The sequence below is a fragment of the Arthrobacter sp. Cr_A7 genome, from assembly GCF_029222765.1.
Taxonomy (GTDB): domain Bacteria; phylum Actinomycetota; class Actinomycetes; order Actinomycetales; family Micrococcaceae; genus Arthrobacter.
The window spans coordinates 1-20,800 of the sequence record NZ_JARHXQ010000309.1 but is presented as its reverse complement, the minus strand read 5'-3'; the positions used below and the strand labels follow the sequence as shown (position 1 = coordinate 20,800).

Below are 20,800 nucleotides of genomic sequence, written 5' to 3'. Positions count from 1 at the left end.
GTCGGTGCAGGGCAGTGTTGAGGCATGAACGAACACGTGGCGCACCACCAGGACATACACGACGACGGCACCTCCACGGGTGATGACGGCACCGGCATCGGCACCGGCATCCGCGGCAATGACGCCGCCTCCATCTGGAACGAGCGGTACCGCGCAAAACCGCAGATCTGGAGCGGAAAGCCCAACCCGCAGCTGGTCCGCGAGGCAGGTGGCCTCCGGCCGGGGAAGGCCCTGGACCTTGGCTGCGGCGAAGGCGCCGACGCCATCTGGCTGGCACAGCAGGGCTGGACCGTGACCGCCGTCGACGTTTCCGCTGTGGCGCTGGAGCGGGCCCAGTCGCACGAGAAAGCCGCCCTGGCCAGGGAGAGCGTGCACGCAGGCGAGGGCGCGATTGCCAGCCGCATCACGTGGCAGCAGGCCGACCTGGAGCAGTGGCAGCCCGGGGGGCCCTTTGACCTGGTGACCTCGCAGTTCCTGCACTCCCAGGAGCTCGCCTGGCAAGGGCCGCTCCGGACGGCCGCGGCGGCGGTCAAACCCGGCGGCACCCTGCTGGTGGTGGGGCATCACCCGGACCGGCTGCCGCCGTGGGGAGGCGGAGCCGGGCACACCCACCGGGACATGTTCTATACCGGCGACGAGGTTGTCCAGGAACTGGGGCTGGACGGCCCCGGGTGGCAGGTTGAGGTCCTCACCAGCCGCGAGCGCCCGGTGACGGGTCCGGACGGCGAGCACGCCACCATCGCCGACGTCGTCCTGCGGGCCACCCGGTTGGGCTGACGCCTTTCAGGAGGCCTTGGCGGTGACGCGCGGCGCCACGAAGGCCGCGGCTGTGGCGAGCACGGCGGCAAGGGCGAAGACGCCTGCGAAGGATCCCGTCGTCGTCGTAAATGCCGCGAACACGATGCCCGTGGTGGCGAGCGCCAGCGCACCGCCCAGCGAGTCCGAGATGGACATCGCGGAGCTGTTGAAGCCTTCGTTGTCCTTGGTGGACAGCGCAAGGGTCATCACGCTGAGCCGCGGATACAGCAGGCCCATGCCCCCGCCGGCGAAGATCCAGCCGGCAATCGCGACGGCGGCCGGCCAGTGGAGAGACGTGGTGGCCAGGGCCAGCAGTACCGCGCCCAGGACCATCAGCGCCCCGGTCAGGACCGCGCGGCGATGGGACAGCCGGGTCCCGAGGCGGCCCTGGACTGCCGACGCGCCCGCCCACGCCAGCGCTCCGCCCGTGAGGGTGAGGCCGGCGAAGGTGGGGGAAAAGGCGTATTGCTCGATCAGCAGGTAGGGAAGGTAGACCTCGGCGCCGAAGAACCCGGCCGAGGCCAGTCCGCGTGCCAGGATCACGCTGGGAAGGCCGCGCCGGGCGATCAGGGTGCCGCGGGGCACCAGGGGCCGGACGGCCAGCAGCGCCAGGACGACGGCGGCGGTGGCCAGGACACCAGTGGCCGCGGGAACGCCGGGGACGCGGACGCCGGCAGACAGGTTCAGCGCCAGCACCGCGATTGCGGCGAGGGCGGCCCACGCGAGCCGGCCGGCAGCCCACGGTACGGCTGCAGCGTCCATGGGCCGCTGGTCCATCCCGCGAAGCACCGGCGCGATCATCAGCAGCGCCGGAATGACCAGCCCCACCACGCCCAGGAACACCCAGTGCCAGCTGAACACCTGTGCCACGATCCCGGCCGCGAAGGGACCCACCAGCGACGGGATCACCCACGCCGCGGAGAACGCCGCAAAGATTTTGGGGTGCAGCACGCCGGGGTAGATGCGGGCCACCAGGACGTACAGCGCCACGGTGAGGGCTCCGCCGCCCAGCCCCTGGACCAGCCGGCCGGCGACGAGCATCGGCATGGACGCGGAGGTTCCGGCGATCAGCAGCCCCACCACGAACAGCCCCACGGACGCGTACAGGGGTGCCGTTGGCCCGCGGCGGTCGGACCAGTTGCCGGCCGCCACCATGCCGATCACGCCGGTGGCCAACGGACCGGCGAAGGCCAGGGCGTAGAGGCCGGCGCCGTTCAGCTCCCTGCTGACGAGGGGCATGATGGTGGTCACCGCGAGGGACTCGAACGCGGCGAGGAACACCAGGGCGCACGTGCCGATGGTCACCCACAGGTACGGCCGCTGCAGGATGCCCGCGGCCGGATGGGTGGTTGGAACCGTGGAGTCGGACATGCGGGCCTTAGCCGATGTACCGGTCGCGGCCGGCGCGGTAGCCGAAGACGGCCGCGAGCAGGCCGACCACCAGGAACAGGAATCCGGCGGCGGTGAAGGAACCGGTGGCCTGGTGCAGCTGGCCCACCAGCAGGGTTCCTGTTGAACCGAGCCCGTACCCGACGCCCTGCATCATTCCGGACAGGTGCGCGGCGGTGTGGCCGTCGCGGGTGCGGAGCATGATCATGGTCAGGGCAACGGCCGTGAGGCTTCCCTGCCCCAGGCCCAGCAGCCCGGCCCACACCCACACCAGCTCCAGGGGCCCGAAGATGCTCAGCGCGAACCCGGCACCGGTCATCAGAGCGACCACTGTGTTGATGAACCGCTGGTCGCGGAGCCTGGCAGCAAGCGCCGGGGCGAACAGTGAACCCAGCATCTGCAGCACGATGCTGACGGAGACGATCAGGCCCGCCGTCGCCCCGTCCACGCCCCTCTCGCGCAGGATCGGCGCCAGCCATGCGAAAACACTGAAGGACATCATCGCCTGCAGCACCATAAAGATGGTCACCTGCCAGGCCACCGCGGAGCGCCACACGTTCACCCCGTCCCTGGCAGCTTGGTGCCTGATCCGGGGCTGGCGGACGGCCACCGGCAGGAACAGCAGAAGGACGACGGCGGCCGGCACCGCCCAGAACCACAGCGCCAGGGCCCACTCCCCCGTCGCCGCGTAGACCGGGTACGTGAAGCCGGCACCAAGCGCCGCGGACGCGCAGATCGCCGTCGTGTACAGCCCGCCCATCAGCCCCAGCCGGTGCGGGAAATCCCGCTTCACCAACCCCGGCAACAGGACATTGCACAGGGCGATCGCAGCCCCGCACGCCGCCGTCCCGGCAAGGAGCGCGGGCAGGTGGCCGGCGGCGGGCAGCCCCGTATCCACCGGGCGCAGCAGCAGCCCCGCCGTCAGGACCGCCATGGCACCGAGCAGGACACGCTCGGCACCGAACCGGCGCGCCAGGACCGGGGCGAGCGGCGCGAACACGCCCAGCAGCGTCACGGGAACAGTTGTCAGGACCACCACCGCCCATCCGGGCAACGCCGCCTGCGAGCTGGCCTCCGGCAGCACGGCGGAGAAGCTGGAGAACACGGTCCGCAGGTTGAGCCCGACCAGGACCAGGCACAGGCCGAGGTAGGCGAGCTGCCGCCGGCTCCCCACCCGGGTTGGCCCGGGCGCGGGCGCTTCATCAATTTCCGCGTCAACCAGGGCGCCGGGATCAACCCCGGCCTGCGGTGCTGCCTCCCTGGCAGGGCTTCCCGGCCGTTGCTTCCTTGCCTCGGCGTTCGTCGCTTCCGTCACCCGCCCATTGTTGCAGGAGCGGACTGCCACAGGAGTTGTCCACATACGCGGCCCGCGCGCTTTTGGCAGACGGGCAGCATTCCTACATTTGAAGGGCACGCTGCCGGGCCAGTCATTCACAATCAGGGAGAACCATGGACATGCCACCTCAGTCTGGGCACAACAATTCCGCGACGGAAGCCACAGCGCCTCAGTCCCAGGCCGTGGTTCCGGCACCACCAGGCGGCGGCCACACCGGCAAAGCGGTTGCAAGCCTCGTCCTTGCGATCGTGGCACCCGCGAGCCTCCTCCTCACGGCCCCCTTCGCCAGTTTTGCCATGCTGTTGACCTTCCCGTACAACGGCCCGTCAAAGAATCCCTTGCTGGCTCCCCTCGTGTTCTGGAGCCTGCCCCTGATCTTCGGCATCACCTCTGCATCGCTGGGCGTCTCCGCTCTTCGGAAGTCCGGACTCCGCGGTCAAGGGTCCGGTCTGGCGCTGGCAGCGTTGTGCATCAACGGCGTGATTTTCATTGTGGGGCTCCTCATGACCCTGCGGTTCGTGTACATGATGCGCTGAGGCGGCCGTGCCGCGGCCATTCCCGCCCGCCACGAACCGGACCCGCCGGCGGGTCCCGCCCCGGTATCCTTGAAGGGATGAGTGAATCCCCCGAAAACCCCCAGCAGCCGCATGTCCCCCGGCCCGTAACCCCCGGCACGCAGGCATCCTTCGGCACCTATGGCGGCCGGCCGGTCAGCTTTGTCCGCCGCGGCACCCGGCTGCAGGGCCGCCGGCAGGCTGCGTGGGAAGAGCATGCAGAGCGGTGGGCTGTGGATGTTCCCCGCCACGTCGCCAACACTTCCGTCCACCCGGATTACACGTTCGACGCCGAGGCGGAATTTGGCCGGAAGGCTCCCCTGATCGTGGAGATCGGCTCGGGCCTGGGCGATGCCATCTGCCACGCGGCGGAGCAGAACCCGGACACCGATTTCCTGGCCGTGGAGGTCTACACCCCCGGGCTGGCGAACACCATCATCAAGATCAACAGCCGGGGGCTGCGCAACGTCCGCGTGGTTGAGGCCAATGCCCCCGAAGTGCTGGCCACCATGCTGCCCGAAGGGTCCGTTGACGAGTTGTGGGTCTTCTTCCCCGACCCCTGGCACAAGTCACGGCACCACAAGCGGCGCCTCATCCAGCCCGAGTTTGCATCACTGGCTGCCCGTGCCCTGAAGCCGGGCGGGCTGTGGCGGATCGCCACCGACTGGTCCAACTATGCTGTCCACGTCCGTGATGTCCTGGCCGGTTCCGAGGACTTCGAGAACCTGCACAACGGCCAGCGCCGCGGACCCGAAAGCCCGCTGACGCAGGTGTGGCAGTCCGGCGTCGAGTCCGTGGTGGGCGGCGCTCCGGTCCGTGAGGGCCGCGCCCCCGTCAGCACCTTGCACACCGGGCCCAACGAGGGCGTGGACGAGACGGGCGGCTGGGCTCCGCGGTTCGAAGGCAGGATCCGCACCAGCTTCGAGGCGAAAGCCCACGAGGCCGGGCGCCTGATCTTCGATCTCTGCTACCGCCGGCGGTAGCAGGAGGTCAGCCCACGCTGATGGCGGCCACAATCTCCCTGAGCATGCCGAGCCGCGGCTCCACACCGGGGTCCACGTAGGGCCAGATCACCACGACGCCAATAAAACGCGAGCGCTCCCACACACCCACGGTGGCTGCCACCTTCCCCGCGCCTCCGGTGTCGTCGTAACCCACCACCACGGCGTACGCCGCTTTTCCGGGGAGGTTCAGTTCGCCCTCCGCCAGGAGGGTTCCACCCCGCTCCTCACGGTAGAAGCCGGACATCAGGTGCGCCCAGCCGTTGGCCTGCGGTGCGTCCTGCACCGAGGTGTCGTCCTTGATAACGGTGACCAGGACATCGCCCGGGAGTCCGTATTGCCCGCTGTTGGGCCCGGCCGTGGAGTCGCCGAGGACCTGCGTGTGCTCGGGAAAGTCTGCCGTGAACCCCAGCGGGGATTCGATGTGCACGGACATGGTCACAGCCTTTCAAGCTTCGTGTCGTTGGGGACTTTGTAGTAGGTGGACACGTTGGTGGTGGCCTGGCTCTCCGTCTTGACCTCCACCTCGCCCAGCTTCACGTCAAGGCCGGCTTCGGTGGACGCACCGACCACGCTGTTGACCTGCACCGTGGCGGACCCGGCCTCATAGAGCCGGGCGGCATCCCGGGCCGCCCCTGCCTCATCACCCAGTGCTATGTTGCGCAGGTAGCTGTCGATCACGGGGCGGTTCTCCGGCGAGTACTCCACGTCGATCCTGACCGTGCCCTGCGTGCCGGCGGTCACCGAGGACTCCACCTTGGCAGCTTTAACATCGGTGCCCGCCGTGACCCCATGCGCCACGGTTCCGTCCATGGACACCGACACTGAATCGATGGTGCTGTCCTTGTCCATGGTGACCTGCAGTCCGCCCTTGCCGGAGGCCTCGAAGATCCGCCCGTCCAGGTTGAGCGTTCCCTGCGCTGAAACCTCTCCGCTGGCGGTGGAGGTGCCGTCCGTGAGGTTCCGCTCGTAGGCCAGGTCCAGCTTCGCGGATCCGGCCGCGGCCCCGGTTTCCGCTTCGGCCTCCAGCGAAAGGGTCCCCTTCGCTTTGTCCGTCAGCCCGGTGGACCCGTTGTCACCGGCCGCATTGTTGATGGTTTCCAGGATGTAGCCCGGCGGGTTGCCCGCCACCTCCTTGATCTCGCCCACGCTGTCCGGCGGCAGGTCGCGGTACATCTGTCCGCGGGCGGCCATGGCTTCCTCCACGCTGCCAAAGGTGTACTCCCGGGACACCTCCCCGCTAAGGGTGACGCCGGCGGCGCCACTGGTGTCGTTCACTCCCAGCCCCATGTTCCCGTACACCTTCATGGTGGCGGAACCGTCCGCGTTTTCCACCACTTCGGTGCCTACCTCGGCGCCCCCGTGGACCCACGCCACCCGCGCCTCGATGGAGGCCCGGCCGGCCTCGGAGTAGACGGGAATATCCGCCTTGGCCAGCTCCTGCAGGTAGTCCTTGGCCAGCTCCTGCGCAGATTCGGGGATGCCGCCGTCCATGCGCATGAGGTCTTCGGCGAAGGGGCCGTCGTCCCCCTCGCCCTCGATCAGGTACTTGCGGTCCGCTGCGGACAAGCTGTCCCACCACGTGTCCTGCTCCGCGGGGGTTGCATCCAGCATGCGCTCCAGGCCGGCTTCCAGTTCCCTGCGGTGTTCCGCGGCCGCGGCCGCCGCTGCAGCCTGTTCCTGCAGCCAGTCCCGGGCCTGGCCGGCGAGCGACTGGAGGGGGTCCCACGGGCCCGTGCCGCCGGTTCCGCCGGATGACGACGCCTTCTCCTGCTCCTCCGCGTGCTTCAGCAGGAGTTTCGCGTTCTCCCGCAGGCTGGACACCACCTTGTCCAGCCCGGGGCGGTGGCTGCCGGCCCATTCCTGGCGGAACCGGTCGCCGTCCGTTCCCTTCCACGGTGCGGACTGGATCTGGCCGTGCAGCGAGGCGGCCCGGGCGCTCAGCAGCGACGCGGCCTGGTCAGCCGCCCTGGCCAGTGCGCGCAGCTGGCTGACGTCAGCGCCGTAAAAGGTCATGGTGTTCCCCCGGAGAAGTCCTCGGTGCGTGTCTTCCGCTGCTGCTTATGGTGGCACAGCCGCCGGGACCGGGCGATGGGGATCCCTCCCCATGCATGTCCGGAGTGAGGCGCGGATCCACACCGCCAGGCCGCGTACTGTTCCAGACCGTGTCCGCGTGGCACGATTGCCTTTGTGTGGGGCACGCACACCAGTGGACCACCGCGCACTGCGCACGCACAAAGGAACAGCCATCAAAAGAGAACTGAAGCAGGCCGTGGACGCGGCAGAGAACGTCACCAATTCGCGGACTCTGGAACTGCTGGCAAGGGCAGGGTTTGCGGCAAGCGGCATACTGCATCTGCTGGTGGGTGCAATTGCCATCCGGCTGGCCATGGGCGGCACGGGCAACGCGGACTTCAGCGGTGCCGTGGCGGAGCTCGCCACGCAGCCGGCCGGTCCCTTCCTGTTGTGGGCGAGTTTCGCGGCGTGCGCTGCCCTTGCGCTGTGGCAGGCCAGCGATGCCATCTTCGACTACAACCGGCTGCCGACCAAGGAAAAAGCCGGGAAAAAGGCCAAGGCCGGGGCCCAGGCTTTGGTGTTCGCCGGACTCGCCCTGACGTTGTTGTCCTTCGCGAGGGGAACCGGTTCGGGCGGCGACAACCAAAGAGCTGTCAGTGACCTGACCGTCTCCCTTATCAAAGCCCCCGGCGGCGTAGCCCTGCTGGTCCTGCTGGGTGCCGGCATCGCTGTGACCGGGGTGGTGTACGGCATTCGTGGGCTCAGGAAATCCTTTGAGAAGCATCTGGTCATGCCCGCGTCCCCAAAGGCAAGGACTGCGGTAACGGTGCTGGGCGTGACAGGCTATGTGGCCAAGGGCGTGGTCCTGCTGCTGACCGGCCTGCTCATCGTTATCGCCACCCTGCAGGCCCACCCGGAGGATTCAACCGGCCTGGACGGCGGGCTCCGTGCACTGCGCGACCAGCCCCTTGGCGTCTACCTGCTGGCAGCCGTGGGCGCCGGGCTCATTTGCTACGGGGTGTTCATGATCGTGCGGGCCCGGCTGGCCAAAATGACCCAGTAACCCGGAAACGGCCAGGGAACCGCCGTCGCGATGGCCGCGTCGAGTGGTTGAGCGCCGGGTTGGCTAGGGTGGGACCATGCCCCAGGTACGCGCCGAACGCTTCATCCGCCTCGACCCGGAAACGGTCTTCGCCTTCTCCCAGACCACCGGCACCTTCCGGCTCAAATGGGACCCGTTCATCTCGGCCCAGGCATTCCTGGCCGGAGCCAGCTCGGCCGGCAAGGGCGTCCGCACCAGGACGCGCTCCCGCCTGGGGCTGACGATGGTCAGCGAGTACGTCTCCTACGTCCCGCCGCGGAACGTGGGCATGACCATGGTGTCCGGCCCCTGGTTCTTCGGGAACTTCGGCGGCGGCTGGCGCTTCACGGCCGGCGACGGCGGCACGCAGGCGGTCTGGAAGTACACCTTTTCCTGCCGGCCGGCGCTGTTGCGGCCGCTGATGGAGAGGATCGGCACCTGGCTTCTGGGGCACGAGATCGAGAGGCGGATCGAGGCGTTCGCCCGCGCCTGCGAGGATGAGGCGCTGGTAGCTGAGTTCCGTGCCCTCCGCGGGCCTTCGCCGGAGCTCCCCTAGCCCGCGAGGCGCCAGGCGTCAGGGCTTCAGGGCCGCAGTGCTTCAGGCGTCAGGGCACCGTGATCACGGCAACGGCATGCTGCGTGCCGTCCCGCAGCTCAACACTGGAAATGCTCCCCAGCTGGATGGGTGTGGCCCCCGTGACCTTGACCCTGCCGCTGGGGGTGGCCGACCAGGCGCACGCGCGGTCCTCGCCGCCGGCGCGGTCACGGACCCACAGGGACAACGTCCCGTCCTGCGGAAGGCTGCTTCCGTTCACGGCCAGCTCGGTCCCCCAGGTCTTGCGGGCCAGGTCGATGCTGAACTGGAGGCCACCCCCGGACTGGACGGAATAGGTGGCGTCGGGCTGCTCGGGCCGCGCCAGCAAGGGTCCAGCAGCGAGCCCCAAGGCGAGGCAGGCGGCGGCCACGGCGCCCACGAGTGCCGCCCACCGCCGTCGTGATGTCCGACGGCGGCGCGCCAGCTTGCTGAGGAGCGGAACCGGAACGGGGGCAACAGGACCGGCCGTGACGGCCGCAACGGCAGTCAGCGCCACGGCATCCGGCACGGGAAGGGCATCCAGCAGCATGGGAAGCTTCTCAAGCCCGGCCAGTTCCTCACGGCAGGCGGCGCAGTCCTTGAGGTGGGACGCAAAAGCCGCCTGGTCGTCGTCGTCCAGGCCGCCCAGGAGGTAGGCACCCAGCAACTGGTGGGGATCAAAACCGTTCACCGTTCCACCCCCATTTCATCCAGGATGGTGCGCAGGGCACGGACCGCGTAATAGGCGCGGGACTTCACGGTTCCGCTGGGGATGTTGAGCTGGACGGCGGCTTCATTGACTGTAAAACGGCGGTAATGCAGGGCAACCAGGACGTCGCGGTGCTCCTTGCTCAGCCGGAGCAGGGCCTCCTCGATCAAGACCCGGATCAACAGCTCATCGACCTTTTCCATCGCCCCGCCGTGATCCGTGAGGCCGCTTTCCAGTGTTTCCGGGCGCCGCTGGGCACGCCGGTAGTTGTCGATCATGATGTTCCTGGCCGTCCGGTACAGGTAGCTGCGGAGGCTGCCGTTGATCTCCGGCGCGTGCTGCCAGACGCGGAGCACGGTCTCCTGCACCACGTCCTCAGCCAGTTGGGGGTCCCGGGAGGCACTGAGGACGAACCGGCGCAGGGCGGGGCCGTGTTCGCGGTAGATGGACGCCACCACGTCCTCATCCAGCGGCATGCCGTCCCTCCTGATGTGGTTCTGTCCCACATTCCTGCTGATGTCCTAAAGACGCCGCGGGCCGATAAAAAGTTCATCCTGCTTGAACCATTCTTCACCCGGATGCGTCGTAGGGGTTAGCGTCCGGTATCAGACGCCGGGCCCAGCCAAGGAGCAACCCATGAAACACCACCCGGGTGCAGGCCTCGCCATCCTGGCCTTTGCCGCGGTACTGACGGCCTGCGCCGGCGGCACCGGAACCGCGCCGGCCACCAGCCCCGCTGTCACCACCGGCGCGCCTGCCACGTCCGCAACGGCCCCCGCCGCGTCGGTGTCCCCGCCCTCGGCAACGTCCACCACGGCCAGCGCCGGCGTCGACCTCAAGACAGCCTCCACAAGCGCCGGCACCATCGTGGTGGATGGAAAGGGAATGAGCGTGTACTTCTTCACGAAGGATGTGAAGGACTCCGGAACCAGTGCCTGCACTGACGCCTGCCTGGTTGCGTGGCCCCCTGTTTTTGCTTCCTCGGAAACTCCGTCCGCCGAGGGCGTCACGGGAGCCTTGGGCACCATCACCACCCCGGATGGAAAACAGCAGGTAACCCTGGAGGGACTGCCGCTGTACTACTTCGCGAAGGACACAAAGCCGGGCGACATCCTGGGCCAGGGCGTCAATGACGTCTGGTACCTGGCGGATCCGTCCGGCGCCATGATCAAGATGGGTGGTGCATCAGCCTACTGAGTTGGATTTGCCGGCCGGGCCGGCCCGCCTCCACGCTCTTCGCGGCAGGGCTTGAATGGCGGGCGGCGGCCGGAAAAACGGGCCGCAGGCGCCCTACCGCAGCTAGCGCAGCGGAACTGCGGGCAGAGTCCCGGGCAGCGGAAGTTCTGACGCGCCGGGGACGGGCACCTGCGGCGGCTGGCCTACACCGTTGGTGAGATCATCCGGAACGGCGGTGGCCAGGTCCTCCGCAGCAGGAAGGCCGGCCGGCTTCCCCGGGGCGGCGTCCTGCCCGGCTGCCGTTTCCGGCGGGGCGGGAGCGTTCGACGGCGTCACCTCGGCCGGTTGCCCGGCGGGACCTGGTGCGGCCGGGACAGTCTCTTCGGCTGCTTGGGTTGCCGGCGTGGCAGGAACCGGGGCTGCGGGTTCATCAGCCGGGTTCCCCGCGGGCACCCCGGTGGATCCCGTCACAAACGACGTGACGGCATGGTTGAACCGGCTGAAGGAGTCGCGGAACCCCTGGTCGGAAGCCGCGGCGACGGCTCCGCCGGCGGACAGCGAGACGGCCACGGACAGTGCTGTCAGGGTGACGCGCCGCTTGGCCCGGCGCCGCGCGGCCAGCTCATCGGGGGGTGCGGCGGCGGATACTGCTGCGGTCTCAACTGGCGCGGCCGCGGCAAGTACGGCGGCACTGGTTGAAGCCGCCACCCCCTCGGCGCGCTGCATCAGGGCTGCGACCTCCGCGGAGGGTTCCGGCGCCACAGCACCCAGGGCGCGGAGTTGCAGGAGCGCGGGATGGAGCTGCCCGTCGTCGTCCAGCCCTGCCTCCAGCAGCAGCTGGTCAACGAATCCGTCGCTGCGGGATCCTGCGGTGTCACTCATGATTCGCCTGGTTTCTTGAGAGCGTCTGTGCTTTGAGGTTCTGAAGGGCCCTGCGCTGGAGCTGTTTGATGGCCCCGGTGCTTTTGCCCATGATGCCCGCCACCTGTTCGATGGACAGGTCCGCCACCACGCGGAGCGCCAGTACTTCCTGGTGTTCGCCGCTGAGGCCGTCCAGCATCGCGGCGGCCCCGCCGTCCAGTTCCACGGCCTGGTCCTCCGCCGACGGCGTTGTGCGGCCGTCATGCTGGGGATCGTAGGGCGTCAGTTGCGGCCTGCGCTCCAGCCGGCGGTAGTGGTCCACCATGCGGGCGTGGGCAATGGAGAAGATCAAGGATTTGGCGCCCTGCAGGCCGCCGGTGAGCCCTTGGATCTTCGGATAGAACGCCAGGAACACGTCCTGGGTTACCGCTTCCGGGTCGTCAACACCGCGGGCCTTGAGGTAGCCCTGGACGGGGCCGGCGAAGGACCGATAGGCAGCGCCGAACAGCACAGCGGGATCTGTTCCGGCTGCGCTGTCGAATATGTCGATCTCTTCATGGGCCAAAGTGTCTAGCACCAGCGGCTCCTCCATCCCGGAACGCGAAGTGCGCCTGTCCCGGTTGTGCGGTGCGGATTGCCTGTCCCCGCTGCTTCTTCCGCCTGCGGCAGCACCACGCTGCCGGCAGGCGGGACTGCAGGAACGGGGAGCTGGTTCCTGCAGTCCAGAGTGGCCGCAGCCACAAAACAGCTGCGGTCCACCCTAGCCAACGGTGCCTAGCGGACTGAAACCGCGGGGGCTTCCACGACGTCGGCGCCCTCAACCGGAACAGCAGGCACGGCAGGAACGGCGGGCTCGCCGTCGACACCCGGGACGGCGGGGACGGCAGGAACGGCCGGAAGCTCGGGACGTTCAACCTCAACGGCGGCGGAGCCTGTGGCAGCCGCTCCGGCTTCGGCGGCGGCATCAGCGTCCGCAACAACATCGGCGCAGAAGTCCCCAACGTTAGCTTCGCCTTCTGCAGCAATAACCAGCGAGGAGAAGCCCTCGGCAGACGCGTTGAGGCTGCCGTTGGTGAAAGCAGTGCAGAGACCGAAGGCTGCGGCGCCTGCTGCCTCAACGGCAGTACCGGCGGCAACGGAAGCCGACGCCTGGGCGGCTGCTTCCTCATCGCTGACCGTGGCGTCGGCAGCTGCATCAGCAGTTGCCGTTGCATCGGCGTCGGCCGCCGCATCCGTGGTGGACTCCGCACCGGCCTGGGCGTCAGAGGCTGCCACGGCTGCCAGCTGCGGGGCGGGAGCACCGAACAGTTCGTGCGCGGTCTGCTGCGCGTCAGCGGGGAGGACACCGGTAACGGCGGCTGCGCCGGTTCCGCCGACGGCCAGGGTGCCTGCTGCCAGGACTCCGGCGGCGACTTTACTGGTGGCGAGAACGGTGAACAAAGACATCAAGTACTCCAAACCTGGACAACATATCGGGTTGGGCCCGGCGTGCGGACCCATCACCTCCTACATCGCCGGGGGCAGCGGAAAGGTTACGGACGCTGGAAATCTTTTTATTGCCCACCCGTATCAGGACCACCGGACCGTCGCCCTTACGATCGATGCATGTCCAACAGCAACCAGCCGCAGCAGTCCGACACACAAACCGGTGCGCCCCGGAAAGAGGCCGGCACCTGGCAATCCATGGTGGACAACAACAAGGCGTTGCTCCTGCGGAAGACCGGCCAGGATACGGCCCATTGGGTGGAGCAGGCGCGGGCGGCGGGCATCCGCAGTGACCGGGAACTCCGCGACTGGATGCGGGACGGTTTTGGCGTGACGGGCTACGCCCAGTACGCGGTGTCCTGGGAGATGTTCGGCTACCCGGAGTTCATGCTGCGCGACGCCGACGAACTGATCGACGGCCAATACGCCAACCACCCGCAGCTGCGGCCCATCGCTGATGCCATCCTGGCCTGGGCGTCAGCCACCGTAGGCGTCCAGATCCAGATGCGGAAGGGCTACGTGTCCCTGCACAGCCCGCGCCGGAAGTTCGCCCAGCTGACCCGGTCCACCAACTCGGCGGTGGACGTGACCCTGCGCCTTGATGCTCCCGCCGGCGGCCGGCTGGAACAGGTCAGGACACGGGCGGACGATCCCTTTACGCTCCGGGTGCGGCTGGCGTCCCCTGAGCAGGTGGACGACGAGCTGCTGGAAATCCTGGCCGCGGCCTTGGCACAGAACACGTAGGGAAGCTGGGTTCGCGGGACAGGCGCCGGGGTCGCCTGACTCACGGCGACCCCGGCCGCTGTCCCGGAACTGACGGAATGGAAGGATTAGGACCTGCTTCTAGGCCTCCACGAGGTCGGCGTCGGCCTCTTCAAACTCCACGGCTGCGACGATTTCGAGGGTGTCGGGGTTGATCATGAAGGCTTCGTCGTCTTCCTCCACCATCAGGAAGTCGCCGTGGTCCGTGGAGAAGTGCCAGGCCAGGGTCTTCTCGCCGTCGTACAGGTAGTTGGGGTCCCCCATGGTGATCCTGAGGAGTTGGTACCCGGCAACGCTGCAGAGCTCGCGGATGATGATTTCGAAGTCCGGGGCGTCCTCCAGCGCTTCGGCCTCTGCCTGGGCCTGGCGTTCGGGCAGGTCCGCGATCAGGGCAGCCAGCCGCTGGATGTACGCGCCCACCCCTTCGTCGTCGAGCACCAGGAGATCGGCCTGTCCGCGCAGCCAGGCGGCATTGAGTGCGGTGATGTTCTCCCGCTCCAGCAGCTCCTCGAACTCGCCGTCGAGCTCTTCCATCCGCAGGACGGCGTCGGGGGTCTCTTCAGCCTGGTCGAGTCCGCCGTCGAGGTAGTGCTCGGCCTCCTCCTCGGTCAGGGCGTCGTAGGCCGCAACAGCGCGGTTGAACAGGTCCAGGTGGGCGGTTGCTCCCATGCCGGCCATACCCTCGCGGATCAGGGTGTCCGTTTCGGACCGGTCCACGGCCATGAAGGAGTACTGCGCGAAGCCGCCCTCGAGTGACTGCGTGAGGTAGAAATCCACGTAGTAGCTGCGGACCGCCACCGGCGACATCTCCTCGGTGTGCAGAAGAGCGGTGTGCATGGCGTCCACCACGCTCACATTGGCCTCAACTGCCTCCTCATCGCTGGCTTCGATGCTGCTGCTGGTCAGGACGACGGGCTGCTGGCTGGTGATCATGGCAATCCTTACTGCTGTTCGCTGGTGGTGCTCAGGACACTTTTCACGCTACGGCTGAGGGATTACCGTCCCATTGAGGAGGAAGTGAACGTCTAGCGAAGTTTTCAGCAACTGCACAAGGGTTAACCGTGCGCCCTGCTGCCGGGAATGCCGACAGACCCCCTCTTGACCAGGGTGGCGGAAAACTCAGGTTTTGCAGCGGGCGCCTTCCTGCCCTGGATCTGGCGGATGAGGGCCTCAGCGGCGGCGACGCCCATCTCGTAGACGGGCTGCGCAATCACGGTCAGAGGCGGCGTGGTGAGGCGGGTCCAGGCAAAGTCGTCGTACATCAGGAAAGAGACGTCGTCCGGGATCGAGAGCCCCAGGTCCTGGATGGCCTCGACGACGCTGAGGCCGATAAGTCCGTCCGAGGCAATGATCGCCGTGGCGGGATCAGGCTGCTGCAGCAGTTCACGGGTGATTTTCCTGATGGACTCCGGACCGCCTGCGTTGAGCCGGACCAGGTCCTCGGGTTGGGGAAGCCCCGCTTCGTCGAACGCACGCTTCATACCGTCCCGGCGGTCCGATATCTGCGAAGAGTCCAGCGGCAGGCCGGCGAAGTAAGGCTCATCCGTCCGAATGGTGGAAATAAAGGCAATCCGGCGGTGCCCTTCCCCGATCAGGTAAGTGGTGGATTCATAGGAGATCCCCTCCATCTCCACCGCCACCGTGTCCACCTCCACCCCTTGGGCCTTACGGTCGAGGAGCACCAAGGGCCTTCCGGACGTGTGAACGCTTGCCAGGTGCTGCGTATCAACCGATGAAGCCGGCGCGATGATCAGGCCGTCAACGCGCTTGTCCAGCAGCACCTTCACTGCGTCGACTTCGGCCGCTGTGTCCTCATCGGTATTGACCAGTATGACGTTGAACCCGCTCTTCTTCGCGGTGTCAGTAATTCCCCTGGTTGCGAGGCCGAAGTGCGGGTTCTCGATGTCGCCCACCACCACGCCGATAGTGTTTGACTTCCCGGTGTTCATGCTGCGCGCGAGTTCATTTGGGCGGTAGTTCAGCTCTTCCGCTGCTGCCAGTACGCGCTCCCTCACATCGTCACTCACTGCGCCGTAGTTGCCCAGCGCACGTGCTGCCTGGGCCTTGGATACCTGCGCGGCCTTGGCGACGTCGGCGACTGTTACATCGCGTCGTCGTGAAGCGTCAGTACTCATTTCGGCCTTTCCCGTAGGACGCTTGACGCCCTTTTGTGGCTTGGGTTACATTTCTATCAATCGGTGTGAGTCCGGTCTCAATCGTAGAGACTGAGACCGGACTCAGCAAGAGGTACCGGCCAAGCATCACCCCACGGCGGATCTCGATCCTCCACTCCCGCTTCTCTCGATTGGAAAACTCGCTGTGTTTACTCGAAAGACTTTCCGCCCCGCAACACTGGTTGCCGCGGCCGTCGCCGCGGTCCTGGCACTGTCCGGCTGCGGAGCATCCACTCCTGCTTCATCCTCGTCCGCGGACAACCCGTACGGCCTGATTGAGCCCGGATCCATCCGTGTCGCCAGCCTGGGTGACTCGAAGCCGTACACCTTCACCGACGCCCAGGGTAAGTTCACGGGCTTCGATGTGGAACTCTTTACGGACGTGGCCCGCCGGGCCGGTGTAGACAACGTGGTCTTCACCGGCCAGGACTTCTCCGGCCTGCTCGCCGCCGTCGCCAACGGGCAGTTCGACGCCGGGGTCGCCGCCATCGGCATCACGGACAAGCGCAAGGAAACCGTTGATTTCTCCGACGGCTACCTGGCCGGATACCTGACCATCATCACCACCAAGACGTCCGGCATCAACGATCCGGAAGGGCTCTCCGGCAAGCGCCTGGGCGTTGTCCAGGGAACGCTGCAGGAGGCCTACGCGGTCAAGAACTTCACCTCCGCAAGCCTGGTGCGCTTCCCGGACAACAACACCGCAGTCTCGGCCGTCAACAGCGGCGCTGTCGACGCGCACTTCCTCGACTACGAGGCCGCCAAGTCCTACCAGGAACAGTTTGGCCTGGTGAGCGCGGCAGATATCCCGTCCTTCGACGCTCCCGCCGGCTTCGCCGTCGCCAAGGGCAAGACCGAATTCAAGGAGGCCCTGAACAAGGGCCTGGCCGAAGCCATGGAGGACGGCACCTGGAAGAAGCTCTACGAAAAGTGGTTCCCGGGCTCCCCGATGCCCGAGCAGTACCTTCCCAAGGCCGAGCAAACGTCCAGCCCGGCGCCCAGTAACTAACCCCTCCCAAGGTTGCGGGGGCGGTCCACCGGAATTACTGCCAACCGCCCCCGTTCCACCAGCTAACAACGTCTGAGAGCAACCATGGACTGGCTCAACACCATCATCCGCACCTTCTTCGACTTCGAAGCAATGGTCGAAGTCCTGCCCCAACTTCTGGGCGTGGGCCTCCTGAACACCCTCATCATTTCCGTCTCGGCCACGATCATCGGCCTGGTGCTCGGCATGATCGTCGCCGTTATGGGCATTTCACCGTCCCGGTGGCTGCGGGTCCCTGCCCGCATTTACACGGACCTGTTCCGGGGCCTGCCGGCCATCCTTACCATCCTGCTGATCGGCCAGGGGTTCGCCCGGCTGAGCCAGTCCATCTTCGGCCCTTCGCCGTACCCCTTGGGCATCATCGCCCTAAGCCTGATCGCCAGCGCCTACATCGGTGAGATTTTCCGTGCCGGCATCCAAAGCGTGGACAAGGGCCAGGGCGAGGCCTGCCGCGCCCTGGGCATGAGCTACGGCAAATCAATGGCACTCGTGGTCATTCCCCAGGGCATCCGCCGCGTACTGCCGGCACTGGTCAACCAGTTCATCGCCATCGTCAAGGACTCCTCACTCGTCTACTTCCTCGGCCTGCTGGTCAGCGAACGTGAACTCTTCCGCGTGGGCCAGGACGCCGCAGTCCTCTCCGGAAACCTCTCCCCGCTGGTGATGGCCGGCATCTTCTACCTCATCATCACCGTGCCGCTCACGCACCTGGTGAACTACTTCGACAGCCGCTTCCGGGCAGGAAAACGCCGTCCCGCGGCCCCCTCCAGCGGCCTCAAGGAAGTCAAGGAACTCGACGCGGCCTCGCCGCTCACTACCGGGAGCAACACATGATCACCAGCACCAGCGCCAACCCCACCGCTGACATCCAGACCTTCCACGGATCCAGCCTGGAACTCAAAAACCTCACCATGGCGTACGGGGACATCGAGGTGCTCCGCAACGTCAGCCTCACCGTGGCCCCCGGCACCACCACCTGCATCATCGGGCCATCGGGCTCGGGCAAGTCCACCCTGCTCCGCGGGGTCAACAGGCTCCACGAACCCAAAAGCGGCGACGTGCTCCTGGCGGGCGAGAGCGTACTGAAGGTCAACCCCGACATCCTGCGCAGCCGGATCGGGATGGTCTTCCAGCACTTCAACCTCTTCCCGGACCACACAGCCCTTGAGAATGTGGCCCTCGCCCTCTGGAGCGTCAAGAAGATGCCCAAGGCAGAGGCACGGGAGCGGGCACGCCTCCGCCTGGCCGAGGTGGGCCTTGCCGAACGTGCCGACCACCGTCCACGGGACCTTTCCGGCGGACAGCAGCAGCGCGTGGCCATTGCCCGTGCCCTCGCCATGGAACCCGAAGTGATGCTCTTCGACGAGGCCACCAGCGCCCTGGACCCCGAGCTGGTCAAGGGCGTCCTGACCCTCATGGCGTCGCTTGCGAAGCGGGGCATGACCATGGTGGTGGTGACGCACGAAATGGGCTTTGCCCGGAAAGTGGCCGATCAGGTCGTATTTATGGATGAAGGCGAAGTAGTCGAAGCGGGCACGCCCGCGGACATCTTCGACAACCCCAAGAGCGAACGCCTCCAGCGTTTCCTCTCCGAGGTGCTGTGATGGCGAATGTCAGCAAAGGACCCATCCGTACCGCCGTCGTCGGCTTCGGGATTTCCGGACGTGTCTTCCATGCACCCCTGATCGAGGCGGACCCGTCCTATTCACTGGACGTGATTGTCACTGCGGACCCGGACCGCGCTGCCGCAGCAGCAGCCCGCTACCCGCGGGCCCGGATTGTTCCGACGGCGGAGGCCCTGTTCGCGCTGTCAGCCGACCTTGACCTGGTGGTTCTGGGTACCCCTCCGGTCACCCATTTCGACTTCGCTTCGAGGGCGATCGCCCACAAGCTGCACGTTGTGGTGGACAAGCCATTCGTCACCACATCCGCACACGGCGAAGAGCTGGCCGCCAGAGCGGCCGACGCCGGCGTTCAGCTGACGGTCTTCCAGAACCGCCGGTGGGACGCGGATTTCCTGACCCTCAAAAAGCTCCTGGATGCCGGTGAGCTGGGCGAGGTCCGGACGTTCGAATCACGGTTCGAGTGGTGGCGCCCGGAAGGTTTCGGGAACTGGCGCGACTCCGCCACCACGGCGGAGGGCGGCGGCATCCTCCATGACCTGGGCGCCCACCTCATCGACCAGGCCATCCAGCTGTTTGGGCCGGTGGCGCGCAGCTACGGCGAAACAGCAGGGCATGGCACGGGCCGGTCAGGCCCGGAACAGGAAGCCTTCGTGTCCCTGCTGCACGACTCAGGCGTACGCTCCCGGCTCTGGATGAACGGCGCCGCCCCGCAGGCAGGCCCCCGGTTCCATGTGCTCGGCTCGGCCGCCGGGTACACCAAGTGGGGACTGGACGGGCAGGAACCTGCACTTGATGCCGGGGTCCTCCCCACCGATCCCGCTTATGGTGTGGACCCCCAGGTCTCTTGGGGGGTCCTGGGGGTGGATGGCGCCACAAGCGCCGTTCCCGCCGAGCGGGGGGCCTATCCCGAGTTCTACCGGCTCCTCGCCGACGCACTCCTCCGCGGGGCGCCGCTCCCGGTTGACCCGGCAGACGCCGTCGAAGTCTTGAAAGTCATTGAAGAAGTCCATGCCCTTGCCTGACACAGCACGTCACGGCACAGCCCTTTACACAGGAAAGCGAGTACCCATGTCTTCCACCAACTCCGCCAGGAAAGTTGCCGTCATCGGTGGCGGAATCCTTGGTGTTTCCACCGCCGTCCACCTGCTGCGCGAAGGTGCCTCGGTAGTCCTGCTCACCGAAAGCGGTTTGACCAGCGAGGCCTCAGGCAGGTCGCTCTCATGGCTCAATTCCGCGGGGGAACGCTCCACGCCCTACCACCTGCTCCGCATGGCCGGGGTTGACCGGTACCGGACGCTGTTCGCTGCCGACCCCTCCCGCGAATGGCTCCAGTTTGACGGCGGACTGATGTGGAACGCGGAAGGCCAGGCGGATGCCACGGCTGCCCGCCACCGCTATGAACGGAACAAGGGCTACGACTCGAAGCTGCTGGCCCCCGCCGAGATCTCCCAGGCAGCCCCGGGCGTGGATGCCGCAGCCGTGCCCGAGAACGCTATCTTCAACCCCGGCGAAGGCTGGGTGAGCCTGCCGGACCTGGTGGAGTTCCTGATGGCGGAGTTCCACGAACTCGGGGGTGAACTGGTCCTCAATGCAGGAAAAGTCTCGGTGGTGGTTGAAGGCGGGCGGGCTGTCGGCGTCCAGGCCGCTTCGGGTGCCGTGCACGGTGCCGACGCCGTCCTGGTTGCCTGCGGAGCCGCAACCCCGGCTGTTGTGGCGCCGCTGGGTGTCAATATCCCCAATGGTTCGCCGGTCTCCATGCTGGTTATCACCAAGCCGGTGGAGCACGGCCTGGCCCCGGTACTGAACACGCCCCGCGCGGCCGTGCGGCCCAACCCCGGAAACACCCTCGCCCTGGACCATGACTGGTACGAGGAGAACATCACTGAGCATGCTGACGGCAGCTTCAGCATCCCCGATGAGGTAGTCCAGGAACTGGCAGACGAAGCCTCCAAGCTGGTTCAAGGCAACCCCGAGCTCAAGCCTGCGTCGTGGAAGATCGGCTACAAGCCGATCCCGGGTGACGGGGAACCGGTGTTTGGCGAACTCGGCAAGGTTCCTGGCTGCTTTGTGGCCTTTACGCACTCCGGCGCGACGCTCGGCCTGATCGCGGGCGAGCTCCTGGCGGGAGAAATCCTTACAGGGGAACGGCATCCGATGCTCGAAACGTTCCGTCCGGAGCGGTTCTCCTAGCATCCGGCTGCCCTTTCCCAC

23 protein-coding genes are annotated in these 20,800 nt (G+C 67.0%); 12 read left to right on the top strand and 11 right to left on the bottom strand.

Going from position 1 to position 20,800, the window contains the following annotated elements:
- Positions 1-24 precede the first annotated feature (24 nt).
- On the top strand, positions 25-777 hold the full coding sequence (locus P2Q66_RS18500; RefSeq protein ID WP_275730477.1) for a class I SAM-dependent methyltransferase: 753 nt from the start codon (positions 25-27) through the stop codon (positions 775-777).
- 6 nt (positions 778-783) lie between these two features.
- Here the strand turns inward: P2Q66_RS18500 and P2Q66_RS18495 are convergent, their stop codons facing one another.
- Together P2Q66_RS18495 and P2Q66_RS18490 are read right to left on the bottom strand one after the other, a co-directional pair.
- Positions 784-2,169, bottom strand: coding sequence for an MFS transporter (locus tag P2Q66_RS18495; RefSeq protein WP_275730476.1), 1,386 nt, complete (start codon positions 2,167-2,169; stop codon positions 784-786).
- A gap of 7 nt (positions 2,170-2,176) precedes the next feature.
- A complete protein-coding gene (locus P2Q66_RS18490) occupies positions 2,177-3,502 on the bottom strand; it encodes an MFS transporter (RefSeq protein WP_275730475.1) in 1,326 nt (441 codons plus the stop codon).
- A 140-nt stretch (positions 3,503-3,642) separates the two neighbouring features.
- On the opposite strand from P2Q66_RS18490, the gene P2Q66_RS18485 reads away from it, so the two are divergent.
- The gene (locus P2Q66_RS18485; RefSeq protein ID WP_275730474.1) at positions 3,643-4,059 is read left to right on the top strand and encodes a hypothetical protein; all 417 of its coding nucleotides are present in this window, start codon (positions 3,643-3,645) and stop codon (positions 4,057-4,059) included.
- Positions 4,060-4,136: 77 nt separating this feature from the next.
- On the top strand, positions 4,137-5,060 hold the full coding sequence (gene trmB, locus P2Q66_RS18480) for a tRNA (guanosine(46)-N7)-methyltransferase TrmB (RefSeq protein ID WP_275730472.1): 924 nt from the start codon (positions 4,137-4,139) through the stop codon (positions 5,058-5,060).
- Positions 5,061-5,067: 7 nt separating this feature from the next.
- Here the strand turns inward: trmB and P2Q66_RS18475 are convergent, their stop codons facing one another.
- Both P2Q66_RS18475 and P2Q66_RS18470 read right to left on the bottom strand, forming a co-directional pair.
- Positions 5,068-5,514 (bottom strand): hypothetical protein, encoded by a 447-nt coding sequence (locus tag P2Q66_RS18475; protein WP_275730471.1) that lies wholly within the window; start codon positions 5,512-5,514, stop codon positions 5,068-5,070.
- Between the two features lie 2 nt (positions 5,515-5,516).
- Positions 5,517-7,094: a hypothetical protein gene (locus P2Q66_RS18470; RefSeq protein WP_275730470.1), complete on the bottom strand. Its 1,578-nt coding sequence runs from the start codon at positions 7,092-7,094 to the stop codon at positions 5,517-5,519.
- A gap of 244 nt (positions 7,095-7,338) precedes the next feature.
- On the opposite strand from P2Q66_RS18470, the gene P2Q66_RS18465 reads away from it, so the two are divergent.
- Both P2Q66_RS18465 and P2Q66_RS18460 read left to right on the top strand, forming a co-directional pair.
- Positions 7,339-8,157, top strand: a complete 819-nt coding sequence (locus P2Q66_RS18465; protein ID WP_104443425.1) for a DUF1206 domain-containing protein — start codon at positions 7,339-7,341, stop codon at positions 8,155-8,157.
- 76 nt (positions 8,158-8,233) lie between these two features.
- Positions 8,234-8,731: an SRPBCC family protein gene (locus P2Q66_RS18460; protein WP_275730469.1), complete on the top strand. Its 498-nt coding sequence runs from the start codon at positions 8,234-8,236 to the stop codon at positions 8,729-8,731.
- Between the two features lie 49 nt (positions 8,732-8,780).
- Here P2Q66_RS18460 and P2Q66_RS18455 read toward each other — a convergent pair whose 3' ends face one another.
- Both P2Q66_RS18455 and P2Q66_RS18450 read right to left on the bottom strand, forming a co-directional pair.
- Positions 8,781-9,440: a zf-HC2 domain-containing protein gene (locus P2Q66_RS18455; RefSeq protein WP_275730468.1), complete on the bottom strand. Its 660-nt coding sequence runs from the start codon at positions 9,438-9,440 to the stop codon at positions 8,781-8,783.
- A complete protein-coding gene (locus P2Q66_RS18450; protein ID WP_079595277.1) occupies positions 9,437-9,934 on the bottom strand; it encodes a sigma-70 family RNA polymerase sigma factor in 498 nt (165 codons plus the stop codon). The genes P2Q66_RS18455 and P2Q66_RS18450 overlap by 4 nt, the downstream gene beginning before the upstream one ends.
- A 160-nt stretch (positions 9,935-10,094) precedes the next feature.
- Here P2Q66_RS18450 and P2Q66_RS18445 point away from each other — a divergent pair, with 160 nt between their 5' ends.
- A complete protein-coding gene (locus P2Q66_RS18445; protein WP_079595278.1) occupies positions 10,095-10,655 on the top strand; it encodes a hypothetical protein in 561 nt (186 codons plus the stop codon).
- Between the two features lie 102 nt (positions 10,656-10,757).
- On the opposite strand, the gene P2Q66_RS18440 is transcribed toward P2Q66_RS18445, so the two are convergent.
- The 3 genes from P2Q66_RS18440 to P2Q66_RS18430 form a co-directional block, all read right to left on the bottom strand.
- Positions 10,758-11,516 carry a hypothetical protein gene (locus P2Q66_RS18440; protein WP_275730466.1) on the bottom strand — a complete coding sequence of 253 codons (759 nt, stop codon included), beginning with the start codon at positions 11,514-11,516 and terminating at the stop codon, positions 10,758-10,760.
- Positions 11,509-12,087 (bottom strand): RNA polymerase sigma factor, encoded by a 579-nt coding sequence (locus P2Q66_RS18435; RefSeq protein WP_079595280.1) that lies wholly within the window; start codon positions 12,085-12,087, stop codon positions 11,509-11,511. The genes P2Q66_RS18440 and P2Q66_RS18435 overlap by 8 nt, the downstream gene beginning before the upstream one ends.
- A gap of 182 nt (positions 12,088-12,269) precedes the next feature.
- Positions 12,270-12,941 carry a protein tyrosine phosphatase gene (locus tag P2Q66_RS18430; protein WP_275730463.1) on the bottom strand — a complete coding sequence of 224 codons (672 nt, stop codon included), beginning with the start codon at positions 12,939-12,941 and terminating at the stop codon, positions 12,270-12,272.
- 159 nt (positions 12,942-13,100) lie between these two features.
- Between P2Q66_RS18430 and P2Q66_RS18425 the strand changes: the two genes are divergently transcribed.
- Positions 13,101-13,724, top strand: a complete 624-nt coding sequence (locus tag P2Q66_RS18425) for a DUF5655 domain-containing protein (RefSeq protein WP_275730462.1) — start codon at positions 13,101-13,103, stop codon at positions 13,722-13,724.
- Positions 13,725-13,823: 99 nt separating this feature from the next.
- On the opposite strand, the gene P2Q66_RS18420 is transcribed toward P2Q66_RS18425, so the two are convergent.
- Together P2Q66_RS18420 and P2Q66_RS18415 are read right to left on the bottom strand one after the other, a co-directional pair.
- Positions 13,824-14,675, bottom strand: coding sequence for a hypothetical protein (locus tag P2Q66_RS18420; RefSeq protein WP_275730460.1), 852 nt, complete (start codon positions 14,673-14,675; stop codon positions 13,824-13,826).
- A 122-nt stretch (positions 14,676-14,797) separates the two neighbouring features.
- Positions 14,798-15,877 carry a LacI family DNA-binding transcriptional regulator gene (locus P2Q66_RS18415; protein WP_275730459.1) on the bottom strand — a complete coding sequence of 360 codons (1,080 nt, stop codon included), beginning with the start codon at positions 15,875-15,877 and terminating at the stop codon, positions 14,798-14,800.
- A gap of 184 nt (positions 15,878-16,061) precedes the next feature.
- On the opposite strand from P2Q66_RS18415, the gene P2Q66_RS18410 reads away from it, so the two are divergent.
- The 5 genes from P2Q66_RS18410 to P2Q66_RS18390 all read left to right on the top strand — a co-directional run bounded on the left by P2Q66_RS18410 (position 16,062) and on the right by P2Q66_RS18390 (position 20,779).
- A complete protein-coding gene (locus P2Q66_RS18410) occupies positions 16,062-16,925 on the top strand; it encodes an ABC transporter substrate-binding protein (RefSeq protein WP_275730457.1) in 864 nt (287 codons plus the stop codon).
- A gap of 84 nt (positions 16,926-17,009) precedes the next feature.
- Positions 17,010-17,798 carry an amino acid ABC transporter permease gene (locus tag P2Q66_RS18405; protein WP_079595286.1) on the top strand — a complete coding sequence of 263 codons (789 nt, stop codon included), beginning with the start codon at positions 17,010-17,012 and terminating at the stop codon, positions 17,796-17,798.
- On the top strand, positions 17,795-18,568 hold the full coding sequence (locus P2Q66_RS18400) for an amino acid ABC transporter ATP-binding protein (RefSeq protein ID WP_275730454.1): 774 nt from the start codon (positions 17,795-17,797) through the stop codon (positions 18,566-18,568). The genes P2Q66_RS18405 and P2Q66_RS18400 overlap by 4 nt, the downstream gene beginning before the upstream one ends.
- Positions 18,568-19,611, top strand: a complete 1,044-nt coding sequence (locus tag P2Q66_RS18395; RefSeq protein WP_275730453.1) for a Gfo/Idh/MocA family oxidoreductase — start codon at positions 18,568-18,570, stop codon at positions 19,609-19,611. Before P2Q66_RS18400 ends, P2Q66_RS18395 begins: the two co-directional genes overlap by 1 nt.
- Before the next feature lie 46 nt (positions 19,612-19,657).
- Positions 19,658-20,779, top strand: coding sequence for an FAD-binding oxidoreductase (locus P2Q66_RS18390; RefSeq protein ID WP_275730452.1), 1,122 nt, complete (start codon positions 19,658-19,660; stop codon positions 20,777-20,779).
- Positions 20,780-20,800: the final 21 nt, after the last annotated feature.